Origin of the sequence: Rhodococcus sp. NPDC127593 (assembly GCF_042671975.1) — a bacterium.
Classification (GTDB): domain Bacteria; phylum Actinomycetota; class Actinomycetes; order Mycobacteriales; family Mycobacteriaceae; genus Rhodococcus_F.
Genome location: NZ_JBHXWI010000057.1, coordinates 52,157 through 62,745, shown reverse-complemented (window position 1 = coordinate 62,745; position 10,589 = coordinate 52,157). Strand labels below are relative to the sequence as shown.

The window sequence follows — 10,589 nt, the reverse complement described above, 5'->3', positions numbered from 1 at the left end:
GCTCGTGGTCAGTACCACCTCTCGATCCTCGTCGAGGACACGATCACCGAGCCCCCATCGACGGATCGGGTGGTCGGGCTCGACGCCGGGATCACCAGCCTCTACACACTCTCGACGGGGGAGAAGATCACCAACCCCCGCCACGAGCGCACGGACCGTGAGCGGCTGGCGAAGGCGCAGCGGGAGCTGGCCAAGAAGCAGAAGGGGTCCCGGAACCGGGCCAAAGCCCGACTGAAAGTCGCGAAGATTCATGGCCGGATCGCTGATCGGCGCCGTGATTATCTGCACAAACTCTCCACTCGACTGGTGCGCGAAAATCAAGTGATCGCCATCGAGGATCTGAGTGTGCGAAACATGGTCAAGAATCGGTCGTTGTCTCGGGCGATCTCCGATGCGAGTTGGTCCGAGTTCCGGTCGATGCTCGAATACGAGGCCGACTGGTACGGGCGGCAGGTGGTGGCGATCGACCGGTTCTATCCCTCGTCGAAGACCTGCTCGGTGTGCGGGGCGATCGCCTCGGAGATGCCGCTGACCGTGCGGGAGTGGACGTGCCGATGCGGCGCCGTCCACGACCGGGATGTGAACGCGGCGAGGAATATTTTGGCCGTCGGACTGGCGGTGGCAGCCTGCGGAGATGGTGTGAGACCACCTCGCACCTAACGTGTGGGGAGGCAACTGTCGGTGAAACAGGAACCTCGAGACGCGAGTCCCGAGGGGATTCTCGGTCGTTCACGGCCGAGAGGACGTCAACACGCATACAGCTCGACGAATGTCTTCAGGGACTTCTCGATGTCGCCCTTCAGCGCCTTCGCGACACCTGAGCCGATGGGCCCGAACAGTGGTGCGCCACCGAGTTCGATGGTGAACGCCACCTCGGACGCGTCACCCTTCGCCTTGACGTCGAGCACCATTCCGAGCTTCACGCCGCCCTTGCCGTCACCCTTGAGAACGATGCGGTTCGGGGCCTCGTACTCCTTGATCGTCCACTTCACGCGATTGCGGAGTCCCTTGACCGTGACGACGGAACTGATCTCGGTTCCGCTCGTGAGGGTCTCGGGAAGTTCGCCGCGCCAGCCGTCGTGGACCACGAACCACTTGTCGAAGTCCTGCAGATTCGAGGCCTTGTCCCAGGTGTCCTGGGGGCTGAGGGGAACATCCGTCTTGACCGTGAGTTTCGCCATTCGTGCAGCCTACGGCCTGTGAGTACTTATTAACCGCGGGCGGTTAATAAGTACTCACAGGCCGTAGGCATTAGTGGGAGACGGCCTTCTCGACACCGACACCGGTGAGCGAGCGGACCTCCATCTCGGCCTGCTTGGCGGGATCCTCCGCCTTGCCGCGGCCGATGTAGGTGCCGACGATGCCGAGCACGAACGCCAGCGGGATGGAGACGATGCCCGGGTTGGCGAGCGGGAAGAAGTCGAAGTCGGCGTTGGGGAACATCGACGACGGCTTACCGGACACGGCCGGGGAGAACACGATCAGCAGGAGGCAGCTGATGAGGCCGCCGTAGATGCTGAAGAGGGCACCGGTGGTGTTGAACTTCTTCCAGAACAGCGAGTACAGCAGTGTCGGCAGGTTGGCCGAGGCGGCCACCGCGAAGGCGAGCGCCACCAGGAACGCGATGTTCTGGCCCATGGCCATGATTCCGAGGACGATCGATACGAGGCCGATCACGACGACCGTGATCCGGGATACCCGCACCTGGGACTCTTCCGACGCGTGTCCGCGCTTGATGACGCTGGCGTAGATGTCGTGGGCGAACGACGCGGACGCCGTGATCGCCAGCCCCGCCACCACCGCGAGAATCGTCGCGAACGCGACCGCGGAAATGATCGCCAGGAAGATGGTGCCGCCCAGCTCGAACGCGAGCAGCGGCGCCGCCGCGTTCTCCTTGCCGGGCGCTGCGAGGATGACGTCGGGGCCGACCATCTTGGCGGCACCGTAGCCGAGGACGAGCGTGAACAGGTAGAACGCGCCGATCAGTCCGATCGCCCAGGTGACCGAGCGGCGGGCTTCCTTGGCAGTGGGGACCGTGTAGAACCGCATCAGCACGTGCGGCAGGCCGGCGGTGCCCAGGACCAGGGCGATGCCGAGCGAGATGAAGTCGAGCTTGCTCATCGAGCTGATGCCGTACTTGGCGCCGGGAGCGAGGATGTCGCGGCCCGCGATCGCCTCGTTCGTAGAGCTGCTGACCGTCGCCTGGGCGTCGGCGAGCAGCTGGGAGAAGTTGCCGCGCACCGCGAACAGCACGAGGAAGAACATGACGCCGGCTCCGGCGACCAGCAGCACCGCCTTGACCATCTGCACGTAGGTGGTGCCCTTCATGCCGCCGACGAGCACGTACACGATCATCAGCACGCCGACGACCGCGACGACGACACCCTGACCGACCTTGCCGTCGATGTTCAGCAGCAGCGCGACGAGTCCGCCGGCGCCCGCCATCTGCGCGAGCAGATAGAACAGCGAGACCACCAGCGTGGACAGCGCCGCGGCCATCCGCACGGGACGCTGCTTGAGCCGGAAGCTCAGCACGTCCGCCATCGTGAACCGGCCGGTGTTGCGGAGCAGTTCCGCGACCAGCAGCAGGGCCACCAGCCAGGCGACGAGGAAGCCGACCGAGTACAGGAAGCCGTCGTAGCCGTACACCGCGATGGCGCCGGCGATGCCGAGGAACGATGCCGCCGACAGGTAGTCGCCGGCGATGGCGAAACCGTTCTGCGGCCCGGAGAACTGACCGCCGCCGGTGTAAAAGTCCGAGGCCTTCTTGGTGGTGCGGCTCGCGCGGATCACGATGGTCATCGTGATCACGACGAACGCCACGAAGATGCCGATGTTGAGGATCGGGTTGCCGACGTCGGTGCCTGCGGCGAGTGTGGTGATCACTTGAGCGGTCCTTCCAGCTCTTCGCGGATCGCGGCGGAGCGGGGATCGAGTTCCCGGTTGGCGAACTTCACGTACAGCGCGGTAATCACGAACGTGGTCACGAACTGGCCGAGACCGAGGATGATGCCCAGGTTGACGTTGCCGATCACCTTGGTGGCCATGAACTCGGGCGCGTACGTGGCCAGCAGGACGTACGCCGCGTACCAGGCGAGGAAGAACGCCGTCATCGGGAAGACGAAACTACGCAGGCGGTGTCGCAACTCCTGGAACTCCGGGCTCGCCTGCATGTCTACGAAGGCTTGCGCATCAGGGGTGCGCCGCTTCTGCGGTGCGCCCTCACTGAGGTCGGCTGTGGTCACTGCAGACTCCTTGGTCGTGTGAAGTGAACTGATTGCCGACGTTAGTGAGAGTTGAGTCACAGAAATAGGCTGTGGCGTCTGTCACACGGCGAGCTGCCGGACTGTGCGCCGAACGGTCACCCGACCGCGACAAGCGGCTCCGCCGCCTGTGCGCCTTTCTGGTTGCGGGAGCTACCAAAAAGGCTCACGGGGAGCGGAGCTCCCCCTCGCGGTCGGAGCCCACATCGAGGCGTTCCGGGGCGTGCATCCGGGTGAAGATCCGGCTGAGGTCGGCGGGAATCTGACGCTTCGTCACCTTGCTGACCAGCACCATCGTGACGAAGGCCAGCGGAACGCTGACGGCGGCCGGGTACGCGACCATCGCCGCGGGCCAGCCGTTCCAGGCGTCGACGGTGAAGCCGCCCAGCACCGACACCCCGGCGGCACAGCCGGCGACGAGCCCGCCCGCGACCATCCCGGCACCCGCCCCGGCGGCGGTCAGACCACGCCACCAGATGCCGAGCACGAGCAGCGGGCAGAGCGTCGACGCCGCGACCGCGAACACCAGCCCCACCGTCCGCGACAGGTCCAGCGACGTCACCCCGAGCGACAGCACCAGCGGCACCGCCCCCGCCAGGACTGCGGCGATCCGGAAGTCCCGGATCCGCCCGCGCAGGACGTCGGTGCTGAGCACCCCGGCGATGCTGACGAGCAGGCCGGACGACGTGGACAGGAACGCCGCGATGGCCCCGGCCGCTACCAGTGCGGCGAGGAGTTGCCCAGCCCACCCGGAAATCACGGAGCCCGGTAGCAGCAGGACCGCGGCATCGGACGTCCCGGTGATGAGCAGTTGCGGCACATACAGCCGCGCGAACACCCCGAGCAGCGTCGGGAACAGGTAGAACACTCCGAGCAGCCCGACCACGACCAGCGACGTCAGCCGAGCGGCCCGCCCGTCGGGGTTGGTATAGAACCGGACGAGCACGTGCGGCAGCCCGAGCGTGCCGAGGAACGTGGCGAGGATCAGCGAGTACACCTGGTACATCGGGTGGTCGCCGCCGAATCCCCAGCCTGGGGCGATCCAGTCGGAGTTGTCGGCGGGAGCGCCCGCGACCACGGGAACCGGTGCGCCCGCCTCGAGGGTCATCGACGTGCCCTCGCCGAGGTGGTGTTCACCCGGCTCGAGGCGAACGTCACCGGTCGCCGGGGCCCCGTCGATCGTCCCCGACCCGCCGACGGTCACCGGTTCGGACACCTGCACGACGACGTCGGTGGTGATGTCGACGGTGGTCTGCTCGCTCACGGTGGGCGGTGCGGCGGCGCCCAGTTCGTGGTGGTCGGCGAAGAAGTACACCGACAGCACGAGCGCCGGGATCGCGACCGCGGTGAGTTTCAGCCAGTACTGGAAGGCTTGGACGAACGTGATGGATCGCATGCCGCCGCCCACCACGTTTGCGATGACGATGAGCCCGACGACGACGGCCCCGACCCAGCTCGGCACCCCGAGCAGGATGTTCAGGGTCAGTCCCGCCCCCTGGAGTTGCGGGACGAGGTACAGCGCGCAGACGGCGGCGACGACGAGCATCGCGAGGGTGCGGAGCCGGCGGGAGCCGAGCCGGAACTCGGCGAAGTCCGGCACCGTGTACGCGCCGGAGCGTCGCAGCGGTGCGGCGACGAACAGCAGCAGCCCGAGGTAGCCGGCCGTGAAGCCGATCGGGTACCAGAGGGCGTCTGCGCCGTATTTCGCGATCAGACCGGCGACACCGAGAAAGGATGCGGCCGAGAGGTACTCGCCGGAGATGGCGGCGGCGTTCCACCGCGGTCCGACGCTGCGGGACGCGACGAGGAAGTCGGAGGTGGTGCGCGCCAACCGCACTCCGTAGATGCCGATGGCCACCGTCGCGATCGCGGCCGCGGCGAGACCGGCCAGGGTCAGCCAGGGAATGGGTTGGTCGGTGGTCACGGGATGCTCAGTCGTCCACCAGGTCGGCGAATTCCTGTTCGTTGCGCTCGGCCTGCCGCACGTAGATCCAGCCGGTGGTCAGGAGCACCGGGTACACGAGCGCCCCGAGCACCACCCACGGCAGCCGGATCCCCAGCACCGACACGTCCGACAACGCCGGGAACAGGAACATCACGAGCGGCACCGCGCACAGCAGGCACGCCGCGAGGAGCGCGAGCCGGATCGCCAGCACGAGCTGGGTGCGCACGAGCCCCCGGATCATCGCGTCCCCGACCGCGGTCTGTTCCTGCACCTCGACCCGGGTGCGGACGATCCGCGCACCGCGGCGCTGGGCGAGGACGACCCGCACCCGCTCCGGCGAACTCATCGCGCAGTCCACGTTTGTTTCGGCGCCCGGACCAGCCGGTCCTTGAGCATCCGGGTGTGCCTGCGGCTGACCGGCAGTTCGACGGGCGGGCGGTCACCGTGCGCGCGGAGGCACACGACGAGACCGTTGCCGACGGTCCGGATTCCGGTGACCCGCGGCAACGCGACGAGGTACGAGCGGTGGACCCGCAGGAACCCGGCGTCCGCCCAGCGCGTCTCCAGTGCCGAGATGGGGATGCGGACGAGGTGGGAGCCGTCCGCGGTGTGCAGGCGCGCGTAGTCGCCGTCCGCTTCGACCCACTCGACGGAGGACCGGTGCACGAGCGTGGTGATGCCGCCGAGTTCGACCGGAATCACCTCGTCGGTGGGGGCGGCCGGTCCCGCGTCGACCCGCCTGCGGCGCCCCTCGACGATGCGGCGCACCGATTCCGCCAGCCGCTCCTCGCGCAACGGTTTGAGGAGATAGTCGACGGCTCCGAGGTCGAATGCGGCGACGGCCCGGTCGTCGTGGGCGGTCACGAACACCACCTGCGGCGGGGACGCGAAATTCGCGAGGATCCCGGCCAGCTCGAGACCGTCGAGTCCGGGCATGTTGATGTCGAGGAAGACGGCGTCGATCTCGCCGTCCCGGAGTATACGCAGCGCCGTGGTGGCATCTCCCGCGGTCCGGATGTCGCCGACCGCATCCTGGGCGCGCAGCAGGAACGCCAGCTCGTCGAGGGCGGGTTTCTCGTCGTCGACGGCCAGCACGGTGAGGGGTGCGTCCGGAGACTTGTCGTCAGTGTGGTTCACAACGACAGCAATCGTCGCACGGACACTTCCCGTTCACGTCGAGATCCCCCGCCGGAACTTCGGGACCCGCATGCTCACCTTGGTGCCCGCACCGGGCGCGGTCTCCACCACGAGTCCGTAGTCGTTGCCGAACGCGGCGCGCAGGCGGTCGTCGACGTTGGCGAGCCCGACGTGCGCCGCCTCCTTCACGCCCGACGTATCGGCCACCGAGTCCAGCGACCCCGACCGCAGCAGTTCGGGATCCATGCCGACCCCGTCGTCCTCGACGCTGATCACGCAGTCGGTGCCCTCGTCGGCGGCGACGATACTGACGGTGCCGCCGTCCGGTTTGGCGGCGATTCCGTGACGCACCGCGTTCTCGACCAGCGGCTGCAGCGCAAGGAACGGCAGCACCACGTTCAGCACCTCCGGCGCCACCTGCAATTTCACGGCGAGGGCGTCGCCGAACCGGGCGCGCTCGAGGGTGAGGTACCGGTCGATGTTGCGCAGTTCGTCGGCCAGCAGGGTGAACTCCCCCGCCGAACGGAACGAGTACCGCGTGAAGTCGGCGAACTCGAGAATCAGTTCCCGGGCGCGATCGGGATCGGTGCGGACGAACGAGGCCACCGTGTTCAGCGCGTTGTAGATGAAGTGGGGGCTGATCTGCGCGCGCAGCGCCCGGACCTCCGCGCGGTCGAGTCGGGCGCGGGACGCGTCGAGGTCGGCGAGTTCGATCTGGCTGCACGCGTACCGGGCGACCTCCGTGACGGCGCCGAGCATGCCCGGACCGGGGTCTTCCGTGGTGACGATGCCGAGCACCCCGACCACCCCGGTGGCCTCGATGAGCAGCGGCTGGGCGACCAGTGCCCGCACCGCGCCGTCGCCCGTGCCCCGGACGAGGCCGCCGTAGGCGACGAGCACCCGGCGCTCCCCGTCGACCGCGCGGGCGGCCGCGTCGTGCAGTTGTTCGGTCATGGCCTCGTGCGGTCCGCTCCACGCGAGGAGGTCACCGGCGGCGTCGAAAACGCCCACCGCCTGCGCGCCGGTCAGCTGGCGAAGGTGCGGCGCGGCCTCCTCCGCCGACGTCTCGTCGAGCCCCCGACGCAACGGCCGCGCCGCCAGCGACGCCGTGTGGAGGGTCGTGTGAACGGCCCGTTCGGTGGGTGTCGTCAGCTCACGCCGGGCGCGCAGCCACACGGCGGTGAACGTGACGACGGGGACGAGGACGAGCAACGCGACGACGGCGACGACGGTTCCCGTCATTCGCCGTCGTCCAGTCGAGCGATCACGGTGTTCCTCCCTCGGCACACGTGTCGGGTGCGGGCACGTCGACGAAGCGGTCGGCAATCCACTGCACCGCCCCGGGAACGGAGCGCCCGTCCGCGTGCCCTTCCCCTGACCGGAAGTCGAACTCGACGACGTCGCCGAGCGCGCACGCGTGATCGACGGCCTGCGAAGTCCATTGCGGCAGAATGAGGTTGTCCCGCTCCCCCACCACGACGAGCATCGGCCCGCCCGCGCCGTTCCTGGGCAGGGCGATGTCCTCGAGCCACCCTCGCATGCGCTCGGCGTCGGCCTCCGTCCGCGGACCCGTGTCGGCCGGGGTGAGTCGGGTTGCCACCGTCCACTTCTCGGGGAGTTTCGCGGCGACGCACGACAGCGTGACGTCGGGCGTGGCGGCGAGGGCGCCGCGCATGTAGTCGTCCGGATTCAGCTCGGGGTGCACCACCTTCAGTCCCTCGAGGAGATACGGGAGGAACATCTTCTGCGGCAACGACAGTGGTTCGACGGTCCCGTCGGCGACGATCCCCGACAGATCGGCCGCGGGTGACAGATTCGCCGAGCCGACGAACTCGAGCCCGTCGCCGTAATCGTCCGCGTGCTCGGCTGCGGACCACGACGCCTGACCACCCTGCGAGACCCCGATCGCCGCCCAGCGCGTCGACGCCTCCGGCACCACGTTGCGCGCCGCCCGGACCGCGTCGATCAGGTCGTAGGCGGCGGTGGCGGGTTCGAGATAGGGGTGCGGGCCGTCGGTGCCGAGGCCTTGGTAGTCGGTGACGGTCACGACGTAACCGCGCTGCAGCAGCGGGCGGACGAGGTTCGCCGTGCCCAGCAGGGTCGGTGACGACGAGGGGGCGCACTCGTCGGTGACGCCCGTGGTGCCGTGCCCGACCGTGACGACGGGCCGGCCGCCGTCCGGTGCGGGACCGGCGGGAGTGAACACCGTGCCCACGACCTCCGAGCCACCGCCGTCGACACCGGACGTCGACCGGTAGACGACCCGGGTTGCCGTGGCGCCGAGGGCGGTGATCGCCGGATCGATGTCGGGCACCGGCTCCTGACTGGTCAGCGCGCCACGCTGATCCCCGGTCGGCGCCCGGGGAACGGAAGGGGCGGAGGATGCGGCCGCCGAGGTGATGGGAGACGGGCTCGGGGACGCCTCGTCCGTGGCGCAGGCGGTCAGCGCCACGACACCGGCAAGAGCGATCACGGCGGTTCGCACCGGACGCACACCCACCTCGCACCTCATTCGCGACGTCTCCGCACCCGCTCCTCGGCTGCTGCCTCCTCCACATCGAGGCTTTCCAACACGCTACGCATCACTTCGTCGTCGAGCGTGCCCGCGTCGCGGGCGGCGATGATCGCCTCGCGCTGCGCGCGCAGGGCTGCGCGCCGGAAGTGGTCGAACAGTGCGCCGGCCCGCTGCATCTTCGCGGCGTCCTCCGCCTCCTCGGCCTGGAGCCGGGCCCGCATCGACCGCCGCACCCGGTCGAGGATGTCGGTCAGGTCGGCTCGGTCGATTCCCTCCGGCGGGTGTTCGGCGAACTCGACGAGGGCCCGTTCGCCGGCGTCGCGTGAGATCGCGCGGGCCAGCTTCACCTGGTCCTCCTCGCGCTCGCGTTCGCCGGGATCCGCCAGATCGAGCATCCGGATCAGCAGCGGCATGGTGGCGCCCTGGATCAGCAGCGTGCCGACGGCCACGACGAACGCGATCGCCTGGATCACCTCGCGCCCCGGAAACGGCTGCCCGCTCGCGATCACCACGGGCACACCGGACGCGGCGGCGAGCGTGACGACCCCGCGCATTCCCGCCCACGACACGACGAGGCTCTCCCGCCACCCGAGTTCCACCGAGCCACCCGGCGCCGTGATCGCCAGCCCCAGCCGGCGACGGAGCCAGTGCAGCAGGATCCACGCCGGCCGTATCGCCATGACCACGGCGAGGACCGCGAAGCCGTAGAAGAAGACGTGGTGCACCGGTAGGCCCTGGTCGCGGACGTCGTCGATGACGAACTTCAGTTGCAGCCCCATGTAGGCGAACACGAACATCTCGAGCAGGAGGTCGACACTCTCCCACAGCGACCGCTCCTGGATGCGGGTGGCCACGGAGGCGTCGGTGGCCTTGTGCCCCATCAGGAACCCCGCGGCGACCACCGACAGCACACCGGACGCGTGCACCTCCTCGGCGACGAGGTACGCGACGAACGGGAGCATCAGCCCCAGCACCGTTTCCAGCGGTGAGTCGTACATGCGGTGACGCACCCACTCGACGATCTTCGCGAGTACCAGTCCGATGAGCACGCCGCCGATCACCTCGTAGCCGAAGAACACCACGGGAGGGACCGGGATCGTCGCCCCGACGACGGCGGAGACGGCGACGGTGAACAGCGTCAGCGCGGTCGCGTCGTTGACGAGTCCCTCGCCGGTGAGGATCGCGATCACCCGGTTCGGCAGGCCGAGCCTGCGGCCGACCGCGACGGCACTGACCGCGTCGGTCGGCGCGACGACGGCGCCGAGGACCAGCGCCGCGCCGAGCGTGAATTCGGGGACCAGCCAGTTGGAGAAGAAGGCCACCCCGATGGCGGTCACGAGGACGGTGAAGATCCCCAGCCGGAGAATCGGTGCGAGGTGGCGCCGGAACGTGGCCACCGAGAACTTCAGCGCCGCGGAATACAGCAGCGGCGGCAGCACCACACCGAGGATGGCGTCCGGGTCCAGTTCGAGCCGCGGCATCCCGGGGATGAACGACGCCACCGACCCGATGGTCACGAGCACCAGTGGCGCCTGGAGGTCCCGGCGCTTCGCGAAACTCGTCACGGCAATGGCCGCGATGATGACGAGGAGCACGAGGACGCCGTTCACGACACCGATTCTGCCGCGCCCGCCCGCCGTGCGCGGGTCATCTCCGAAGACGCGCGGGGGGCCCCGGGCCGGAAACCGGGGCCCCCCCCGGGGGTGGGGGAAGGGGTGTCAGCGTGGGG

Annotated in this window: 10 protein-coding genes; 1 reads left to right on the top strand and 9 read right to left on the bottom strand. The window is 68.9% G+C overall.

What is annotated here, in order from left to right; all coding sequences use genetic code 11:
• A partial coding sequence (locus ACFVJ3_RS38610) for an RNA-guided endonuclease TnpB family protein (protein ID WP_378457071.1) occupies positions 1-660 on the top strand: 660 nt, incomplete at its 5' end.
• Positions 661-746: 86 nt separating this feature from the next.
• On the opposite strand, the gene ACFVJ3_RS38605 is transcribed toward ACFVJ3_RS38610, so the two are convergent.
• The 9 genes from ACFVJ3_RS38605 to ACFVJ3_RS38565 all read right to left on the bottom strand — a co-directional run bounded on the left by ACFVJ3_RS38605 (position 747) and on the right by ACFVJ3_RS38565 (position 10,470).
• Entirely contained in the window at positions 747-1,181 is a 435-nt protein-coding gene (locus ACFVJ3_RS38605; RefSeq protein WP_378457070.1) for an SRPBCC family protein, read from the bottom strand.
• Positions 1,182-1,251: 70 nt separating this feature from the next.
• A complete protein-coding gene (locus tag ACFVJ3_RS38600) occupies positions 1,252-2,886 on the bottom strand; it encodes a cation acetate symporter (protein WP_378457069.1) in 1,635 nt (544 codons plus the stop codon).
• Positions 2,883-3,245 (bottom strand): DUF485 domain-containing protein, encoded by a 363-nt coding sequence (locus tag ACFVJ3_RS38595; protein WP_072944727.1) that lies wholly within the window; start codon positions 3,243-3,245, stop codon positions 2,883-2,885. Before ACFVJ3_RS38595 ends, ACFVJ3_RS38600 begins: the two co-directional genes overlap by 4 nt.
• 184 nt (positions 3,246-3,429) lie before the next feature.
• Positions 3,430-5,187 (bottom strand): cation acetate symporter, encoded by a 1,758-nt coding sequence (locus tag ACFVJ3_RS38590; protein ID WP_378457068.1) that lies wholly within the window; start codon positions 5,185-5,187, stop codon positions 3,430-3,432.
• Positions 5,188-5,194: 7 nt separating this feature from the next.
• The gene (locus tag ACFVJ3_RS38585; RefSeq protein WP_378457067.1) at positions 5,195-5,554 is read right to left on the bottom strand and encodes a hypothetical protein; all 360 of its coding nucleotides are present in this window, start codon (positions 5,552-5,554) and stop codon (positions 5,195-5,197) included.
• Positions 5,551-6,345 (bottom strand): LytR/AlgR family response regulator transcription factor, encoded by a 795-nt coding sequence (locus ACFVJ3_RS38580; RefSeq protein WP_378457066.1) that lies wholly within the window; start codon positions 6,343-6,345, stop codon positions 5,551-5,553. The genes ACFVJ3_RS38585 and ACFVJ3_RS38580 overlap by 4 nt, the downstream gene beginning before the upstream one ends.
• 33 nt (positions 6,346-6,378) lie before the next feature.
• Positions 6,379-7,587, bottom strand: coding sequence for a histidine kinase (locus tag ACFVJ3_RS38575; protein WP_378457065.1), 1,209 nt, complete (start codon positions 7,585-7,587; stop codon positions 6,379-6,381).
• Between the two features lie 22 nt (positions 7,588-7,609).
• Complete coding sequence (locus tag ACFVJ3_RS38570; protein ID WP_378457064.1) at positions 7,610-8,857, bottom strand: lipase family protein; 1,248 nt, start codon at positions 8,855-8,857, stop codon at positions 7,610-7,612.
• Positions 8,854-10,470 (bottom strand): Na+/H+ antiporter, encoded by a 1,617-nt coding sequence (locus ACFVJ3_RS38565; RefSeq protein ID WP_378457063.1) that lies wholly within the window; start codon positions 10,468-10,470, stop codon positions 8,854-8,856. The genes ACFVJ3_RS38570 and ACFVJ3_RS38565 overlap by 4 nt, the downstream gene beginning before the upstream one ends.
• Positions 10,471-10,589 lie beyond the last annotated feature (119 nt).